The 17,828-nt window shown below is 45.5% G+C and carries 16 protein-coding genes; 9 read left to right on the forward strand and 7 right to left on the reverse strand.

What is annotated here, in order from left to right; genetic code table 11:
* The first annotated feature begins 26 nt into the window (after positions 1-26).
* The gene (locus ACFTRD_RS14450; protein WP_379380881.1) at positions 27-656 is read left to right on the forward strand and encodes a type 1 glutamine amidotransferase family protein; all 630 of its coding nucleotides are present in this window, start codon (positions 27-29) and stop codon (positions 654-656) included.
* A gap of 87 nt (positions 657-743) precedes the next feature.
* On the forward strand, positions 744-1,481 hold the full coding sequence (locus ACFTRD_RS14455; protein ID WP_379380883.1) for a cyclase family protein: 738 nt from the start codon (positions 744-746) through the stop codon (positions 1,479-1,481).
* Positions 1,482-1,563: 82 nt separating this feature from the next.
* On the opposite strand, the gene ACFTRD_RS14460 is transcribed toward ACFTRD_RS14455, so the two are convergent.
* Positions 1,564-1,764, reverse strand: a complete 201-nt coding sequence (locus tag ACFTRD_RS14460) for a hypothetical protein (protein ID WP_113053611.1) — start codon at positions 1,762-1,764, stop codon at positions 1,564-1,566.
* Positions 1,765-1,950: 186 nt separating this feature from the next.
* Here ACFTRD_RS14460 and ACFTRD_RS14465 point away from each other — a divergent pair, with 186 nt between their 5' ends.
* Entirely contained in the window at positions 1,951-2,445 is a 495-nt protein-coding gene (locus ACFTRD_RS14465) for a hypothetical protein (RefSeq protein WP_379380886.1), read from the forward strand.
* A gap of 78 nt (positions 2,446-2,523) precedes the next feature.
* Here ACFTRD_RS14465 and ACFTRD_RS14470 read toward each other — a convergent pair whose 3' ends face one another.
* The 3 genes from ACFTRD_RS14470 to ACFTRD_RS14480 all read right to left on the reverse strand — a co-directional run bounded on the left by ACFTRD_RS14470 (position 2,524) and on the right by ACFTRD_RS14480 (position 7,596).
* Positions 2,524-4,350 (reverse strand): ABC transporter substrate-binding protein, encoded by a 1,827-nt coding sequence (locus ACFTRD_RS14470; protein ID WP_379380888.1) that lies wholly within the window; start codon positions 4,348-4,350, stop codon positions 2,524-2,526.
* Positions 4,351-4,626: 276 nt separating this feature from the next.
* Entirely contained in the window at positions 4,627-6,141 is a 1,515-nt protein-coding gene (locus ACFTRD_RS14475) for an ABC transporter permease (RefSeq protein WP_379381364.1), read from the reverse strand.
* 12 nt (positions 6,142-6,153) lie between these two features.
* Positions 6,154-7,596, reverse strand: coding sequence for an ABC transporter permease subunit (locus tag ACFTRD_RS14480; RefSeq protein WP_379380890.1), 1,443 nt, complete (start codon positions 7,594-7,596; stop codon positions 6,154-6,156).
* A gap of 146 nt (positions 7,597-7,742) precedes the next feature.
* Here ACFTRD_RS14480 and ACFTRD_RS14485 point away from each other — a divergent pair, with 146 nt between their 5' ends.
* Positions 7,743-9,494: an ABC transporter ATP-binding protein gene (locus tag ACFTRD_RS14485; RefSeq protein ID WP_379380892.1), complete on the forward strand. Its 1,752-nt coding sequence runs from the start codon at positions 7,743-7,745 to the stop codon at positions 9,492-9,494.
* A 101-nt stretch (positions 9,495-9,595) separates the two neighbouring features.
* Here ACFTRD_RS14485 and ACFTRD_RS14490 read toward each other — a convergent pair whose 3' ends face one another.
* The 3 genes from ACFTRD_RS14490 to ACFTRD_RS14500 all read right to left on the reverse strand — a co-directional run bounded on the left by ACFTRD_RS14490 (position 9,596) and on the right by ACFTRD_RS14500 (position 12,341).
* The gene (locus ACFTRD_RS14490; protein ID WP_379380894.1) at positions 9,596-10,384 is read right to left on the reverse strand and encodes a hypothetical protein; all 789 of its coding nucleotides are present in this window, start codon (positions 10,382-10,384) and stop codon (positions 9,596-9,598) included.
* A gap of 115 nt (positions 10,385-10,499) precedes the next feature.
* A complete protein-coding gene (locus ACFTRD_RS14495; RefSeq protein WP_379380896.1) occupies positions 10,500-11,258 on the reverse strand; it encodes a LuxR C-terminal-related transcriptional regulator in 759 nt (252 codons plus the stop codon).
* Positions 11,259-11,276: 18 nt separating this feature from the next.
* A complete protein-coding gene (locus ACFTRD_RS14500; protein WP_379380898.1) occupies positions 11,277-12,341 on the reverse strand; it encodes a suppressor of fused domain protein in 1,065 nt (354 codons plus the stop codon).
* A gap of 148 nt (positions 12,342-12,489) precedes the next feature.
* Here ACFTRD_RS14500 and ACFTRD_RS14505 point away from each other — a divergent pair, with 148 nt between their 5' ends.
* From ACFTRD_RS14505 to ACFTRD_RS14525, 5 genes are all read left to right on the forward strand, one after another.
* Entirely contained in the window at positions 12,490-12,780 is a 291-nt protein-coding gene (locus tag ACFTRD_RS14505; RefSeq protein WP_379380900.1) for a hypothetical protein, read from the forward strand.
* Between the two features lie 279 nt (positions 12,781-13,059).
* Positions 13,060-14,517: a glycoside hydrolase family 1 protein gene (locus ACFTRD_RS14510; RefSeq protein ID WP_379380902.1), complete on the forward strand. Its 1,458-nt coding sequence runs from the start codon at positions 13,060-13,062 to the stop codon at positions 14,515-14,517.
* Positions 14,518-14,656: 139 nt separating this feature from the next.
* Positions 14,657-15,580, forward strand: a complete 924-nt coding sequence (locus ACFTRD_RS14515; RefSeq protein WP_379380904.1) for a hypothetical protein — start codon at positions 14,657-14,659, stop codon at positions 15,578-15,580.
* Positions 15,499-16,338, forward strand: a complete 840-nt coding sequence (locus tag ACFTRD_RS14520; RefSeq protein WP_379380906.1) for an S-layer homology domain-containing protein — start codon at positions 15,499-15,501, stop codon at positions 16,336-16,338. Before ACFTRD_RS14515 ends, ACFTRD_RS14520 begins: the two co-directional genes overlap by 82 nt.
* A gap of 49 nt (positions 16,339-16,387) precedes the next feature.
* Positions 16,388-17,812 carry a glycoside hydrolase family 1 protein gene (locus ACFTRD_RS14525; protein ID WP_379380908.1) on the forward strand — a complete coding sequence of 475 codons (1,425 nt, stop codon included), beginning with the start codon at positions 16,388-16,390 and terminating at the stop codon, positions 17,810-17,812.
* The last annotated feature ends 16 nt before the right edge of the window (positions 17,813-17,828 follow it).

The raw sequence follows: 17,828 nt of genomic DNA on the forward strand, positions 1-17,828 counted from the left end.
AATTGATTACAGAAGGAGAGTGCATTATGCATACCAAAAAAGTGTATCTTTATGTATTTAATACGATGTCAGACTGGGAGGTAGGTTATTTAATTGCTGAACTAAACTCGGGAAGGTATTTTAGAAAAGAGCTGGCGCCGATAGAAGTGGTTACCGTTGGTCCTGATAAAAGTCTGGTGACTACCATGGGAGGGTTAGATATACTACCTCGTATTTCTGTGGATGAGTGTATGTTGGAAAGTACGGATGTGTTGGTTCTGCCAGGTGGAAATACTTGGATGGAAGCCATTCACGAGCCTATATTGAGAAAAGCCTCGATAGCTTTAGAAAAGGGTCATGTTGTTGCGGCCATTTGTGGTGCAACCGTTGGACTTGCCAGGATGGGGTTGCTAGACTCCAGAAGGCATACAAGCAACGATCTGGAATATATGAAAATGATTTGTCCTCATTACAAGGGAGAAAAATATTATGAGAGGGTACCGGCGGTAACGGATGACAATTTAGTTACAGCATCGGGCATAGCTCCGTTGGAATTTGCGATGCATGTATTGAAGGTGCTAGATGTATTTACACCGGAGACTTTAGATTCATGGTTCAATCTGTATCAGACTCATGAACCGAAATACTTCTTCGAGTTAATGAATTCTATCAAATAGCTGGCATTTCGATATTTTCGCATGGAGTGGAATAAGATATAATAGGAGGAATTTATTCCATTCTATTCTATGTATGAGGTGATTCGGATGTCCAATGAGCTCATTCAAGCGATTCAATTATTAAAAGAAAAGAAGTGGGTGGATCTGACCCATACGTTTGGACCGGAATCTCCACATTTCTCAGCTTTTGATGCAGCATCTTTCGATACGCTGTTTAATCACGATCAAGGTTTCTTTGCCCAGAGTTTCAGGTTTCCTGGTCAATATGGTACGCATCTCGATGCGCCGATTCACTTTGTGCGGGATACCCGGTATCTGGATGAACTGGGTTTGAAGGAGCTTGTGCTGCCGCTTGTGGTCATTGACCAGTCTGCCGCGGTGGAGCGCAATCCGGATTTCACGCTGGATGTCGAGCATATTCTTGAGTTTGAAAAAGAGCATGGCGTTATCGAAGCAGGCAGCTTTGTCGCACTGCGTACCGATTGGAGCAAACGCTGGCCGAGTCATGAAGCATTCGACAACAAGGATGCTGAGGGCAATAGTCATGCACCGGGATGGTCAGTCTGTGCGCTAATGTTTTTATTCGAGGAAAGAAAAATACAGGCGATTGGCCATGAGACCTTCGACACCGATTCTGCCGTGGATTATCAAAAGAACGGGGCACTTCTGGCAGAGTATTATGTACTTGCCCAGGATACATATCAGGTAGAGCTGTTAACGAATCTGGATCAGGTGCCAGCCAAAGGTGCGGTGATCTTCAATATCGTACCCAAGGCGGAAAAGGCATCCGGCTTTCCAGTCCGTTCATTTGCCATACTACCGTAAAACAAAGTTGAACATAGAGGGATTTGTGCAAACTGCTCATGTAAATAACAAAGGAGGCGTATTCCGCCTCCTTATTATGTGGTTACTTTTGATCCGAAGAGGGATCCTGATTGAATCGTTGTGAAATTTTCTTCTCTGTCTTCTTACGCCGAATCCAGCGTTTGAATATACTTTCTTCTTTTCTTCCCTGCAGTGTTTCCTTCATGCCTTGGATCATAAATTCGGATCTTCGTCTGTCATCCCGACTAATCTCGCGTAGTTCCTTAATAAATTTGTCGTCCATATCTGCCTCTCGCTCATTAAGTATAACCCTATTATACCGAACGTATGTTCTTTTATCAAGTTTTACCATAACCTAATTTTTTCGGGACGATTTTAGTGAGAAAGAGCACAGGATCTGTCTTCTCCATATGTGAAAATGAAGTGAAACATTCATCAAAATCTGTATAACATGTCTGGAGGGTGAGGGATGAGGAACGGTGATGATGATGAAAGGAAGCATAAATGTGGACCTGAAAGATCGTGGGTGCTCATTATAATGCAGGGGCTGTTGGGCATCGGTGCAATTATTGGAGGGGGAGTTCTCATTATTGATCCATCGGGAAGTCTCGTCGGTATGCCGCCTTCGTTGTTGGAGCATTCCCCGTTTGGCAGTTTTTTGATCCCGGGAATTATACTATTGTTGGTTCTCGGCGTTGTACCGATGATCATTGCGATTGCACTCATTCGTCACGCTCACTGGGGAATAGGTGAAAAACTGAATCTTTACCCGAATCAATATTGGGGATGGACGTTCTCGTTATATACAGGATTTGCTCTGATTATCTGGATTATGGTGCAGGTATACTGGCTCCAGCATGTATCTGTTATCCATCTGTTCTATTTTGCCTGGGGAGTGGGGATCCAGATTGTTACTCTGTTGCCTGGCATACAGCGAAGATACAAGGCAGACTGCTCATCATAATCTAATTCTCTCTATAAAATAAAACGTCTGTCATCCGGATCTTGGAGTGATCCAGATGACAGACGTTTATCTTTATTGTTACTTGGAGGCCTGGTAGGCGCTCAAGAATTCTTTCACTTTTGCCGGATCGGACTTCAATTCATTCCCGGTCTGCACGAGTGGACTTACGGTAGAGTATGCCTTAAGTTTATTGTTTTTGTAGAACTGCAAAATGTCATTCTGATTGATGGAGTACAGTACGGCTTTTCTCAGGTCACTGCTCTTGGCAACTTTCCGATTGGCTGTGTTGAACAACAGATAGGAAACCGCATTGCTTGGAATGCTCTGCAATTGCAATTTGCTGTCACCTTTGATAATGTCATACTTCGTTTCAGGTACCCCATAGTATAAGTGGATTTCGCTACTGCGAAGAGCAGACAACGCACTGTCGGCATCCGAGATGAAACGGACATTCACCTGAGAAATCTTGGGTGCATATTCAGAGCCTTTACGGTAGCCGGGGTTCTGATAGAATACACCTTCATAATCATTTTTATAGGCCAAGATATATGGGCCGCTGGCATACAGAGTGTTGTTGTATGCAGCGCCTTCTGTCACCGTATTCTGATCGCCGTAAGGAATGTCCTTATTCACGTCAAACGAAGCCACATCATACGTATTGATGCTCTCCACCTGCTTTTTGGACACAATGCCAGCAGATTGGTGGGCCAGATAGTTCAATACTTGCGGGAAAGGTTCCGTGGTTGTGAGTTTCACGACCTGATACTTGCCGGCAGCATTATCGGCTTTGTTTTTGTCCGTGACCAGTTCCGTAATTTGGGTGCCAAGCCCTTGTTCCAATGCTTCTTTAATCGAACCTCCGCCGCTGGATTGCTGAATGGATTCCAGGGAACTTAGATCCGTTACCAACTCGGCCTCCTTGATATGCTCGTGAAGGCTGTATGTCCGGTGATCCGGTACAGAATCTTTGTTTTTGGCGCGATCAAGAGAGAAAATGACATCATCTGCACCGACACGCTCACCCGTATCTACAGCTTTTTTATGTTCAATCTTCGCAAAGTTGATATCGTCTCTGAGAATGAAATAATACTCCGAGTTTCCTTCTGCAATACTGAAATTGTGGGAGAGTGACCCGTCTGCTGTCAGTTGATCGTCATCCGTCAGGTTAACGAGACGTACATACATGTTGGTGTTCAATTGGTTGATGGAACCGTCATTTCCTTTGATCGGGTCAAGGGAAGTCAGGACGGAAGCGGTTTGAGTCAGTATTAATGGTTCTTTTGTATTTTTGGAGCTGTCTTTGAATTCAATGGGTTCCCATGCCATGGCACGGGATTTGGACAGACGAACGGTGTCTGCATTCAGAATGTCTTTGTTCACAGCCTGACTTTTCAGGGAAATGTACAGCGGAGCGATATAGGCTTGATCGGTTACCAATCGATCCTCCAATTGTTTATATGTATCCTTGTATTCATCCGGAGTCTGAGTAGCGGCCTGGTCAATAAGCTTATCGATTTCCTCATCAGCCAGAATGCTGTAATCCCCACCTGTTTTGAAAAGAGAACGGACTGCATAATCCGGGTTTCCGGTAACGGTTGTCCAGCTGGACAGGGCAATATCATAATTGCCTGCATCCTGTTGGGATTTGTAGCTACCGTAATCCGGCTGCAGGTTCAGCTTTACATTGAAGCCATTCTTGGTGAGCTGGTCGCGGATAATATTCACGTCATTTTCGGAAGAGCTCTGAGCCAGTAATTCGATGTCCACTGGTTTTTGGTTTTGCGAATTTTCCGTTGTATCCGAAGGAGTGGTTTCCGATTGGGATTCCGTCTTGGTCTTCACATTGCAACCGGAGACCACAAGGACGAGAATCAATAGTAATGCTATCAACGTACGTTTTTTCATGGAAATACCTCCAGATAAGTTCATATTCAATAGAATTCAATTTGAGTTGATCGACAACTTTACACTTAATCACTACGATGACAGAATAACCTTCCGATCGCTGTTATCCCCAGATTTTTTTGATTACCTTATGAAAAGGTAAAATCCGGTGATAGCGTATGCTTCCGATGCAGCTTTCTTTCAGAAAGCTTTTAGGCGAACGCTTCGCTTCTCCAGTTTTTTTCTGTCCTCTCCGTTATTGTGTAAAATCCAGATCACTTTATGTTGTATAAGCGGTTAATCCTTTTCCAGCTTTGGATCAAGCGCATCGCGCAGTCCGTCTCCAAGAAAGTTGAACGAGAGTACGAGCAGAATGATTGCCAGACCTGGATAAATGGCCAGATACGAATGGGTTTCCAGATACGTACTGCCCAGCTTGAGAATGTTGCCCCACTCGGGAATATGCGGCTCCACGCCGAGCCCCAGATAACTTAAACTGCTGGTGGCGATGACCGCCCCGCCGATGGTGAGCGTAGACTTGATAATCATGGGTGCGAGCGAATTCGGAATAATATGTTTAAAAATAATAGAACGATTGTTGTAACCCAGTGCGCGTGCAGCTTCAACAAATTCAAATGTAGATACATAGAGCACACTGGCCCTCATAGTTCGTGCATAGGTTGGAATCGAGCCCAGGCTGAGTGCCAGAATCAGATTGATCGTATTGGCCCCGAACGCCGCAATGATGGCGATGGCAAGCAGAATACCCGGTATGGCATAGAGAATATCCAGCAGTCGCATGATGATATTGTCCGTGTGTCTTCCGTAGAATCCCGAGAATGCTCCCAGAATTCCACCGGTCAATACCGGAATCAGAGTGGACATGAATCCCACGATCAACGATATACGGGCTCCGAATACAATCCGGGAAAATAAACACCGTCCAAAGTCATCCGTCCCCAAGGGATAGGCGAGTGACGGGGGCTGGAGCAAGGCAGAGTAGTTATTTTCCACCGCCATGCCATAGTCAAAGGTAAAAAAGCTGCAAATCGATATCGAGAACAGGAAAATGATAAAAAACAAACCGGACATTGCCGTGACATTCGGAGCAAGACGCTCCCACAGATCATTCCAGAAGTTTGATTTTTGTTTACCCTGTCTGCGGATTCGTCCAATGATGGAAATCCCCAGCAGCAGTGCGAATACATTCCCTGTGACCGATGTCAGGATTAGTATCGTACTCACGCCCAGCATCCAGCGCGGGATGATCGAGCCTGAGGTATACCGGGATACGATAAACAGCACAACCAGATCAATCACCAGGATAAACACCAGCGCTGCCATGGCTGGCAAGAACGTATCCGAAACATACGGTTTGAATATATTGAGTGCCGAGACCCCAATAACGAACAGCTGGGTCAGCAGCATATACACCGCAAATGTATACTCAATGCTCTTTGTCTTTTTGATCAGGTGGAAAGCGGCTGTGACGATAAAGATATTGCCAGATACGATACCCAGTAGCTGAATCCAGGCAAGCCTGCGAGTCCGTACCGAGATTGTGCCCTGCCGAAGCAAGTCTCTTCGAATCCGAAGCGTCAGAACACTTTGGACGAGTGTGAAAAATAGATAGATAACGAGTGCTGTCAGCAGAAATGGCTTGAACACCTGAACACTCCAGTCATAGCTGTTAAGCAGCAGCAGTACCGTCAATAGAAGGGAAGCGACCCAGGCGAAGTTTGCCTGGCTGTACTCCTGTGACGACTTAAGCCGAAAGCGTATTTCTTGAGATAAGGAACCCGATTTTGTCATCATGCACCTGCTTTAATATTGTTTCATCTTGGAACGTACCCGCGGATCAACAAAAGCGTAGAGAAGATCTACCACCACATTAATAATAGAGATCGTGATTGCCGTGTAAACTACTCCGCCCATAATACTCGGAATATCGGGTATAAATTGTTTATCCACAATGTAGCTGCCGAGTCCGCTAATATTAAACACTTTCTCCGTTACTGCCGCCCCGCCCAGCATGCCTCCGAATTGCAAGCCAATCACCGTCACTATCGGAATTAATGCATTGCGTACTGCGTGTTTCAGCATGACATGCCGCTCACTTAATCCTTTGGCGCGAGCGGTCATCACGTAATCCTCATGAATAACCTCCAGTGTGGAAGACCGGGTCATACGGGCCACCGCGGCGGTTAATCCCGTTCCCAGAACAATCGTTGGCATAATCATAGATAGCCAGTTCTGTGGATTGAAGGTAGCGGGAAGCCATTGCAGTTTGATCGAAAAATTCAGGATGAAAATAAGTCCTTGCCAGAAATTCGGAATCGATAATCCAATCAATGCGATAAACATGAACGTGTAGTCAAACAGTGAATTGGGCTTGATCGCCGAGATGATGCCGATTGGCAATGCAATGATAAGGGCAAGCAGCAAGGAGATAACGGCCAGGGTTAACGTGATTGGAAACTTTCTGGCGATCGTAGCCGTGACATCTTCATTCCCTGAAAATGACTTGCCGAGATCAAATAGCGCTATGCCCTTGATATTGTTCCAGAGCTGGACAAGATAGGGCTGATCCAGGCCGTACACATGGTTAAAAGCTGTGATCTGTTCCTGTGTCGCTGTCTCTCCGAGAATGTTGGCCGCCGGATTGAATGGAGACAGGTATAAGATGGTGAATACAAGTGCAGCTACGCCCAGAATGACAAAAATCGTCATCAGAATTCTTTCGAATATGTACTTTAAATAAGGATTGCCATACAACAATAAAATGGCGTACATCAGACAGCCTGGAATAACCGATATTGCAATAAACCAAGGTTTATCGATTAGTGATTGGAATGTATCGGCCATTGTCAGGCGCTGTTTTCCCTGTTCCTGAAGTTTGCTGAAAGTTCGCTCCTTCAACTCCTTCTGAGCCGATTCTTCCAGCCACTCCTCCGTCTGACGCTTAAACTCTGCCTCACTAACTCGCTGCCGAAAGAAACGGTGTTTACGCCTCAACTGTTCTTCCACTTCCGTCCGAAGCCTGTCCCGATAATTGGTGGAAAGCATATCGTGTTCAACGTCCTGTTGAACCATGGCCCAACCATCCTTTTTCCTTCTGGATTGCCAGATTAGAAGCACAACCAGATTAACGGGCAGTCCTAGAATTAACAAAACATATCGATAGGAGGGATGAAGCAGCATTTTGCCATAAATGAACCCTAGATTATGCACAAGCCGTGACATTCTGCTGCCTTCTGCAAGATTCAAACCATGCGAGCCTCCTTTCATCTTATTTTAAATTGCATTATTCCGATTGATATAGTATATATTATTTAGAGTCTATTCGATTGTCAAGGTATGGAAGAGAATACATATGAGTACATGTGAAAATATGGATGAGGACTGGTGATCACATGCAACCCTTGCTAAAAGTAAATGAGTTGTCCATTTCTTTTCATTCCGGAGAGAGTGAATTTCAAGCGGTGAAGGAAGTCAGTTTTGAAGTGCAGAAAGGGGAGACCCTTGGCATTGTAGGGGAATCCGGCAGTGGGAAGAGTGTAACGGCACGTTCCATTATGAGGCTGCTCGCCTCTCCTCCTTCGCAGATGAAAAAGGGTGAGATCCTGTTTAAAGGGGTAGATTTGGTCCATAAAACGCAAAAAGAGATGGAGGGCATCCGTGGCCGTGACATCGGCATGATCTTTCAGGACCCTATGAGCTCTCTTAATCCGACCATTAAAATAGGGAAACAGATTACTGAAAGTCTGATTAAACATCAGAAGCTTTCCAGAAGGGAAGCGAAGAAACAGGCGATTGCCATGCTGGAGCTGGTTGGTATCACCCGGAGTGAAATACGATTCAATCAGTATCCACATGAATTCTCCGGAGGCATGCGCCAGCGGGTGATGATTGCCATAGCTCTTGCTTGCCGACCTGAATTGCTGATCGCAGATGAACCCACAACTGCGCTTGATGTAACCATTCAGGCCCAAATCCTTAATTTGATGAAGGAAATGCAGGCCCAGCTGGGAACCTCCATTATTCTGATTACCCATGATCTTGGTGTTGTAGCAGGTATGTGTGATCGGGTCGCAGTCATGAAAGACGGGCAGATCGTGGAATCCGGGACAACCACAGAGATTTTTGCGAATCCAAAACATCCGTATACCTCCAGACTGCTGAATGCATTGCCTCGACTGGATGAGAAGAAAAAGCCGAAACTCGTTTCGTTAGTCCCGCGGGATTTGGGGGATGATCAACCTTTGCTGGAGGTGAAGTCCCTCCGGCAGCACTTTAATTTGGGTAAAGGCAACACCTTAAAAGCTGTGAACGATATCAGTTTCGAGATTCGTCAAGGAGAGACGCTTGGGGTCGTCGGTGAATCTGGTAGCGGAAAATCCACGACAGGTCGAGCCATCCTGAGACTGCATGAGCCTACAGGTGGGGATGTGCTGTTCAAGGGTGTGCCGCTCAATCGTCTGTCTGTCGCGGAGATGAAAACGATGAGGCGTCATATGCAGATTATTTTCCAGGACCCGTATGCCTCGCTTAATCCCAAGTTTAGAATCATGGACATTATTGGCGAAGCCTTGGATATTCATCATCTTGCCAGCAGCCCGGCTGAGCGGGAAAAGCGTGTGGAGGAATTGCTGGAGATGGTCGGTCTCGATCCGGCTCATGCCCAGCGTTACCCTCATGAATTCTCGGGTGGACAACGGCAACGGATCGGAATTGCTCGCGCACTGGCTGTGGAACCGGAATTCATCGTATGTGATGAGCCGTTATCTGCGCTGGATGTGTCCATTCAGGCTCAGATTGTACAGCTGCTTGAGGAATTGCAGCAGCGACTTGGTCTGACCTACCTGTTCATCGCGCATGATCTGTCCATGGTTAAACATATCAGTGATCGTGTGGCTGTCATGTATAACGGGAAGATTGTGGAATTAGCAGAAAGTGAGGAGCTCTATTCCAACCCTCAGCATGCATACACAAAGGCATTGTTGTCAGCCATCCCGGTTCCGGATCCGGCTGTGGAGGCGAAGAAAAAACGTCATGCTGTGAACGGAACGTCAAGAGAAACGGTAGAAGTGGAAGACCGCTATAATCTGGAACAGTCCAGATGGGTGGAAGTAAAAGAGGGACATTGGGTGGCGATTTCCGGATAAGTTGAACCATTCAACTTCACCATAAAAAGAACCCCGGCAGTGATCTGTGGAAGATCATTGCGCGGGGTTCTTTTCCAAGCCCGTCAGGCACGGTGGATGTATTATTTGAACTGAACAGATTTCTTAATGGTGTCGATCTCGGCCTTCGTTGCATCATCCAAATAGGTGAAGATGAAATTGAACGCATAACCTTCAATAATGGTGCTGTAGTAATCCTGGGTAATGGTTGAACCATCGCCTGCATCCATGGTGATCTGCATCAGATCCATCTCTTTGCCACCAATGGTTTCGGTTGTGAACTCCTTATATTCATACGGGAACTGGCTGTCGACCATGAATTTCTTGGTTGCTTCCAGATAATCTTTACCTGTACGAATCCCTTGGAGCAAGCTGACTTTCTCAGCAATCGCCATGGCGGAAGGTCCGACTTGTCCTCCGTCCAATGGATATTGTGAAGCCATGAGCAGGTTCAGTGTTTTGGTCTGAGATAGTTCAATTTGCTTTTTCTTCGTTTCGTCGTCACCAGCTATAGCCTCGGACGAAGCGCTGGTTAGTTCATTCATGCCTTCAGCATCCTGGAACTCCCACGCTTCCGGGAATTGAAGTGATACTCCAAAATATTCATTGGTATAAGAGCCTTTTTTCGTAGTTCCCAGTTCAACATCTTTGGAGTTATCGGCTTCCTTGGACTCCGAAGTCGATGCTTCTGAGCTTTCTGTATTCTCTGTATCTTCCGTCTTGGCAGTGTCTGTATCTGTGCCGGCGGTGGTTTCAGTCGGAGTGGATTCATCCGTTTTGGCGGTGTTATCCGACTTGTCACCGCAAGCAGCTGCAACCAGCAGAATCATAATTAACATGGCAAACAATAAAGCTTTTTTTGGAATAGACATATTACCCTCCTGAAAAATGTGTGTGTGTTCTTTTTCTCTCTCTAATTCATGCGTACCTAAAAAGCTTAGCACAGATGTTCGTGTTTACTACCTATAGGAATCTATAGGGGTACCCTTATAGATAAGACAGTCGGCTGGCAATTGAAACAGCTTCCGCGCTGGATTGTACACCTAACTTGTTGAAAATCACTTTTTTATGATGATTCACTGTGCATTCCTTAATTTTCAACTTCAATGCAATGGCTTTGACCGTCAGCCCTCTGGCAATCATCTTCAGAATGGTTAACTGGCGCTTGGTGAACTCAACCGATGGCTGGTCTGTTTCCGGTGAGGCAAGGTGAGACTGATAACAATTTTGCATATGGGCTGGAATCAGCTTGGCGATTGCAATCAGTTCACTTTGCATGTCTGCATTAATAGTGGAGACGTCCAGGTACCCGGCATGCTGAAGCCCGACAGACAGTGGCGTTGCGTAACAGTGCCAGCTCTGGAAAAGGGGATGGTCATGCTGCTCTGGTGGCAGAAGAACAGGTTTCTGTTTGTCCTTGGTTTCCGATATGGCATTCACACCACAGCTCGTTGCCGTAAAGACCATGCCCGGACGGATCGGTGATTGTTTCACCACCTGTTCCAGATCACAGCTGTAATCCATGGCGAGCAGCACCCCGTCAGCATCTGTAAGCAGAAAGAGATACGTACTGGACAGATTTTCCTTAATCTCCGAGAGGCTATGCTGGAATGCGCTAATTAAAAAATGATTGATTTTACGAATCCTGTCCAGATTGGTTTTTGATAAATATTGGATAGGTGCTATACCGGGAACATATATTTCGTTCTCGGACCAGCTCTTCCGTAAGGTAGATGTACTAGACATATGGTTTCCTCCTTGTAATCAACCGATCGTTTCGATCACATGACCATCCTGATCGGTAATTTCGGTGCGGGCAATTCGAAAAAGAATGCCAGGCAATGAAGCAATCTCAAATGATTGCTCGACAGGGCGAAGGTTGGCAGCCAAATCCAATACGGCTTGTTCATGTACAACCACCGTAATCTGATTGCCATCCTCCGAAAATGAAGGCGCTTCTCCAGCTTCAAACGTAATGTTCACTCCTGATCCGATGAGGGACAGTGGAGCACCCTTTGAAAAACGGCTGCGGAGTATCTTTCCGATAATTTGGGCCTGTTTTGCCCCGATTTGGAGTTCAGCGGGTGCATTTTTCTGCAATATTCTCTTGCGTGGGGGTGTCCAAGCCAGTTGTTGTATGAATAGAAATGCTGTACTGGAGCCTTCCCGTTCAATACCGTGTTCAACAGCCTGAATCACTGAGGGGATATCCAAATATGAATTCCTCATAAGATCCGTGACATACTTCGGCATGAATTCAACAAAGGCTTCTAACAATCCGCGTGTATTCCATGTCTGCATCGTTTCGAGTTCCGGACCCGTGATTCCTACCATCTGAATGAATTTCACTGTTCCATTGGGTGTGGATATCTCTGTCAAATCAGGATCTTCAATAAAAGAAAGTGCTGTTAATAACGTATCTGAACCAAGGCAAATGGGGCCATTTGCATCCATGTAATCTCCAGCATGAAAGACGTTCCCGCTAGTAAAAACGTATCGTCCAACGTTCTGTAACAGATTCAATGCCCAAGCCGGAGGAGCAGTCTCTTCCTGCCTCCGGGTAAGCCGAAACGTCATTTCAAATCCATAACTGCTGTGCTCCAGATCGTCCGATTCCTTCTCATACAGTTCCGAAAATCCATAAGTAATGAAATGCCAGTGAGGCACGGGTGCATCCACCTTGTAGACGCTAATTCCATTTAACGGATCAGGTCCACCGAGCATATATGGAATGGCTGTACCATAGTGATGTGGTTCCTGATCTCCATATAACTCACCAACTGCTTTATCAATGGCATCCCAACCGGATGTGTTTGTTTCTTCAGTCATTGTTGTGTTCCTCCTTGACTATCCATTTCCCCAAAAAATATTTAAAATTAAGTCTACCTTTTCCAGAATCGGTTTCAAGCGGCTTAAGGATGAATTACTTAACGTAGGACTTCGGGGTTAAGATGTCTAATACAGGGAGGGAATTTACATGAGTATGAAAGAGTTATATCTGACGGAGTTCAATCAACTCAGTTGGGACTCATTTGTGCTGCTTTTCGAAAAAGCCTATTTGCATGTGGACCCAAAATGGGTTGAATGTGCAGAACAGCGGGGGATTCCGGCAGATATTAGCAAGGTTCTTTTATGTGAAATGGGTGAATATGCGCTGCGATGGATAGACATGAAAGTTCCCGCCTTGGGCGACGAAAGTCCTGCCAACTACCTCAAAAATGAGGATTCGAATGCACTAAGAGCAGCCATTATGCGAATGCCTCGATAACGTTCAAACTGGTCAGCGAGTGGATTGAGCGGAAAGTTGATTTTGCAAAACAGATATGTTACGCTTACATTACAAGAGAAAACAACAGAATACGCAATAACATCTTTTGATGGATTGTAACTGTGCAGACAGGCAAAACCTAAACTGATGGTGAAATGAAGGCTCTTTTTTTGCGAGCTATTTTACCTTGAGTTTAGGTTTTTCTTGTTTTTTAGCCTGAAATACAATTGGCCGTATTCGGAAAAAACCTAAATAAAATTCGAAAAGAGGTTGTTCTTTATGACCACGGCAAAAAAAGGATTCCCCGAAAACTTCCTGTGGGGAGGCGCTACAGCTGCCAACCAATTGGAAGGTGCATTCGATAAAGACGGCAAAGGTCTTTCAACGGCGGATATGATTGCGCATGTTCCCAAAGAGAAGCGTACAGGTGGACACGCCATGGAAATCTCCTCTACACGGATTGAAGAGATCCTCTCCGGCAAAATTGAAGAACGTTTCCCTAAACGTTTTGGTATTGATTTCTATCATCACTATAAAGAAGATATCGCGTTGTTTGCTGAAATGGGCTTCAAAGTGTTCCGTTTGTCCATTCACTGGGCACGTATTTTCCCGAACGGTTATGATCAAGAGCCGAATGAAGCAGGTTTGAAATTCTACGACGACGTCTTCGACGAATTGTTGAAATACGGGATTGAACCACTGGTAACCTTGTCTCACTACGAAACTCCGCTGGGTCTGACACAGAAATACAATGGCTGGGCAGGACGTGAAGTGATTGGTCACTATGTGAGATATGCAGAAACGGTGTTCAACCGTTATAAAAATAAAGTGAAATACTGGCTGACATTTAATGAAATTAATGTGATGCTGTTTAGCCCATACACAGGCGGCGGTATCCTGATCGATAAAGTGGACAACCAATTGCAAACAACGTATCAAGCGCTGCATCACCAATTTGTAGCAAGTGCACTGGTAACCAAGCTTGCACATGAGATTATTCCTGGTTCTCAAGTCGGCTGTATGCTCGCTCGTATGGAAACGTACCCGGCGACTTGTAACCCGGTAGATGTTCGACTGGCGCAACATGAGAATCAGATTAACCTCTTCTTCACGGATATGCATGCTCGTGGTCAATACCCGAACTACATGGCTCGTTATTTTGAAGAAAACAACATCGTGATTCAAAAAGAAGCAGGCGATGATGAAATCTTGCTGAACAATACCGTTGATTTCATCTCCTTCAGTTACTACATGTCCGTAACCAAATCTGCATCCGCAGACAAAGAAGAAACAACAGGTAATCTGACTGGCGGCGTAAAAAATCCTTATCTTGAAGCCTCCGACTGGGGTTGGGAGATCGATCCCATTGGTCTGCGCGTCACGTTGAATAACTTCTGGGATCGTTACCAGAAACCATTGTTCATCGTTGAAAATGGACTTGGAGCTTATGACAAGGTAGAGGAAGATGGTTCCATTCATGACTCCTACCGCGTGGATTATCTGAAAAAACATATCGAACAAATGAAGGAAGCCATCAAAGACGGTGTGGATCTGATTGGATTTACAGCATGGGGCCCGATTGACCTGGTAAGCATGTCTACGTCCGAGATGTCCAAACGATACGGTTTCATCTACGTCGATCTGGATGACGAAGGAAACGGAACACTCAAACGTTCCAAGAAAGATTCGTTCGATTGGTACAAAAAAGTGATTGCCAGCAATGGTGAGCAACTGTAGTTCTCCCGTTTCATGAGCGGGCAAAACCTAACATGAAAGTTGGCATATGGATGGAGCCAGGTGTTCCTTTACCGCCCTTTTAGTTGGTATTTGTCCGCTTTTTCGTGTGTTGCACCATTACATTGGAGGGGATGATCCTTTGAAAAGATGGAATATGAACACAAGAAATATGGGGTGGGTACTGGCATTGACGCTAAGCTTGAGTGTGATCTGGCCTGCAACCGTTGGTGCGGAAAGTACCCAGATTACGCGAATCCAGGCCAATACTTATGTGGGTGATCCGGGAGAGATGGTAGAGTCCTTTGATATTACCGTTGCGAGTATGGAGAAATATCAGAATCTGAAAGCTTCTGACTTCGAAATTACAGGTAATTATGATGGTTATCCCTTAAATGAAGCAGAAGAGATCGTGCAAAACGATTATGAAGATGACGGGATAAAATTGACCATTCAGGATCATACCATCCATATGGCTGTAAAGCCTTTCAAGTATCCGGGGGGCATGAAATCACAATTTGCAGTAACCAGCAAGACGTATCCAGAGCTTTCTTTTGACGAGAAAAGTGTGAGTCAGGTGAAAGCACGCACAGTTGATGATTTTGAAAAAGGTCAATTTACAGGCAGTAATGGTGCGACCCTGTCCTATCAACTGAAACGAAGCCCGTCCGAAGGGCCGAAGCCACTCATGGTATGGCTCCATGGTGGTGGAGAAGTTGGTACGGATGGACGCAGTCATCTTACCGCAAATCGTGGAGCCGTAGTCTGGACAGAATCGGGGTATGATACTTCGGTACTGGCTGTACAGTATCCTGAAAATTACAGCTTCAAAATCTATGATAACCCGGAGCAATTGGCCCAGATGCAGGCGTACTTCGTCGCACAATATGAGTTGATTCAGAGCTGGTTGCAGATGGCGAAGTTGATCCGAACCGGATCTACCTGTCTGGTGTATCCAGTGGTGGTGGAGGCGCGTTTCGCTTTTTGGCTCAATATCCGGATCTGTTTGCCGGAGCGATCATCGTTGCAGCTAAAGATACCGTGGCGGATTACACAGGGTCTGTAGAAGCATTCAAGAAAGAACTGAAAGATATTGTGGGTGTTCCAATGTGGATCATGCATGCAAAAAATGATCCAACCACAGATAGCCGGACAAGTTCTCTGGCCTATCAGGCTTTGAGTGAACTTGGTGCGAAACACGTGAATTTAACGTTGTATGACGATGCTTACATGGATAGCGAAAGACTGTATGGAGGCATGAAGCATTGGTCCTGGGTACCGGCTTTTAACAACAAAGAAGTACTTGCCAACCTGTTCCAGCTAAGCAAAGATGCTTCGGGAGAACAGGATGGAGATAACACAGAGCATGGAACGAAACCGACGGAGCCTGTGACTAGAGCACAGATCGCCCTCGTCCTTGCCGACAAGCTAAATCTACCTGAAGTTTCCGAATCAGCCTACCCGTACACGGATTCTGCTCCTGAATGGGCTCGTCAGTCCATCGCAACAGTGACCAGGGCGGGACTGATGAATGGTGTCAGCAATCAGGTATTTGCCCCGGAGTCGGAAGTAACACGTGCACAGATGGCAGTGATTGTAGACCATATTCTGTCGAGTCGCGACTGGAATCCTGAAGGCGAGTCCACTGTATTATCGTTCAAGGATTTGAATGATAAACACTGGGCTTATGAAGCCGTTCAGAATAGTGTCAAAGCAGGTATGATGTCCGGTATGTCCAAAGATCAATTTGGTCCATCGAAGTCGGTAACAGGTGCCCAGTTGGAGCTAATTCTGCAACGATTGGAACAATTGCAATTGAATTAAACGCTATAACTAACCTATACAATGATAAATAATGAGAGGAATGATTGATATGACAACACCATTTCCGAAGGATTTTCTATGGGGCGGCGCTGTAGCAGCCAACCAGCTTGAAGGAGCTTATAATGCAGATGGTAAAGGACTGTCTGTCCAAGACGTAATGCCTCACGGGATTACGACGCCAAGAACGGAAGGGCCTACAGAGGATAATTTGAAATTGATCGGGATCGATTTCTATAATCGTTACAAAGAGGATGTCAAACTGTTTGCTGAAATGGGCTTCAAAGTGTTCCGTACATCCATTGCATGGTCTCGTATTTTCCCTAAAGGGGATGAATTGGAGCCGAATGAGAAAGGTTTACAATTCTATGATGATCTGTTTGATGAGTGCCACAAATACGGGATTGAACCTCTCGTAACGATCTCTCATTACGAAACACCGCTGCATTTGTCCAAGACCTATGATGGCTGGGTTAACCGTAAAATGATCGAGTTCTACGAGCGTTATGTAACCGTCTTGTTCAACCGTTTTAAAGGCAAAGTGAAGTACTGGCTGACGTTCAATGAAATTAACTCCATTCTGGAAGAGCCATTCATGAGCGGCGGAATTTATACGCCAAAAGCAGAACTGTCCAAGCAGGACCTGTACCAAGCGATCCACCATGAACTGGTGGCAAGTGCGCTCGCGGTGAAACTGGGTCATGAAATTATGCCTGAAGCCAAAATCGGCTGTATGGTTCTGAGCATGCCTACGTACCCGCTGACACCAAACCCGGATGATGTGGTGGCTGCAATGCATGCAGAACAGCGCAATGACATCTTTGCCGATATTCATGCACGTGGCTATTATCCGAAATACATCAATCGTTACTTCAAAGCGAATAATATCAACATCAAGTTTGAAGATGGCGATGCTGAAATTCTGAAGCATACGGTGGACTTCATATCGTTCAGTTACTACGTAAGTATTTGTGAGACAGGTGACCCTCAGAAGCGCGTTGAAGGCAAAGGGAATTTGTTTGCAGGTGTACAGAACCCTTATCTCAAAGCAAGTGACTGGGGCTGGCAGATTGATCCGCAAGGACTGCGCGTAACCTTGAACAAGTACTGGGACCGATATCAAAAACCGCTGTTTATTGTCGAAAATGGTTTGGGTGCAGTCGATGAGCTGATCACAGACGAGAATGGCAATAAAACAGTGAATGATGATTATCGTATTCAATATCTGAATGACCATCTGGTACAAGTGGGTGAAGCGATTGAAGACGGAGTTGAAGTCATGGGCTACACATCGTGGGGCTGCATCGATCTGGTGAGTGCATCTACAGCAGAAATGAAGAAGCGTTACGGCTTCATATATGTGGATCGTAACAATGATGGATCGGGTACCCTTGATCGGTATAAGAAAAAATCATTCCATTGGTATAAAGAAGTTATTGAAACTAACGGAGCGAGTCTAAAGAGCGGCAATAATTAATCATTAGTTCTATAGA

Source organism: Paenibacillus sp. NPDC056933 (assembly GCF_042674385.1).
Classification (GTDB): domain Bacteria; phylum Bacillota; class Bacilli; order Paenibacillales; family Paenibacillaceae; genus Paenibacillus.

What these genes read in the sequence shown, in the direction of transcription:
- ACFTRD_RS14490 (WP_379380894.1), bottom strand. Translation starts at nt 10,384, where the DNA reads ATGTCTATTCCAAAAAAAGCTTTATTGTTTGCCATGTTAATTATGATT.
- ACFTRD_RS14485 (WP_379380892.1), top strand. Translation starts at nt 7,743, where the DNA reads ATGCAACCCTTGCTAAAAGTAAATGAGTTGTCCATTTCTTTTCATTCC.
- ACFTRD_RS14465 (WP_379380886.1), top strand. Translation starts at nt 1,951, where the DNA reads ATGAGGAACGGTGATGATGATGAAAGGAAGCATAAATGTGGACCTGAA.
- ACFTRD_RS14455 (WP_379380883.1), top strand. Translation starts at nt 744, where the DNA reads ATGTCCAATGAGCTCATTCAAGCGATTCAATTATTAAAAGAAAAGAAG.
- ACFTRD_RS14525 (WP_379380908.1), top strand. Translation starts at nt 16,388, where the DNA reads ATGACAACACCATTTCCGAAGGATTTTCTATGGGGCGGCGCTGTAGCA.
- ACFTRD_RS14470 (WP_379380888.1), bottom strand. Translation starts at nt 4,350, where the DNA reads ATGAAAAAACGTACGTTGATAGCATTACTATTGATTCTCGTCCTTGTG.
- ACFTRD_RS14495 (WP_379380896.1), bottom strand. Translation starts at nt 11,258, where the DNA reads ATGTCTAGTACATCTACCTTACGGAAGAGCTGGTCCGAGAACGAAATA.
- ACFTRD_RS14450 (WP_379380881.1), top strand. Translation starts at nt 27, where the DNA reads ATGCATACCAAAAAAGTGTATCTTTATGTATTTAATACGATGTCAGAC.
- ACFTRD_RS14475 (WP_379381364.1), bottom strand. Translation starts at nt 6,141, where the DNA reads ATGACAAAATCGGGTTCCTTATCTCAAGAAATACGCTTTCGGCTTAAG.
- ACFTRD_RS14460 (WP_113053611.1), bottom strand. Translation starts at nt 1,764, where the DNA reads ATGGACGACAAATTTATTAAGGAACTACGCGAGATTAGTCGGGATGAC.
- ACFTRD_RS14505 (WP_379380900.1), top strand. Translation starts at nt 12,490, where the DNA reads ATGAGTATGAAAGAGTTATATCTGACGGAGTTCAATCAACTCAGTTGG.
- ACFTRD_RS14510 (WP_379380902.1), top strand. Translation starts at nt 13,060, where the DNA reads ATGACCACGGCAAAAAAAGGATTCCCCGAAAACTTCCTGTGGGGAGGC.
- ACFTRD_RS14500 (WP_379380898.1), bottom strand. Translation starts at nt 12,341, where the DNA reads ATGACTGAAGAAACAAACACATCCGGTTGGGATGCCATTGATAAAGCA.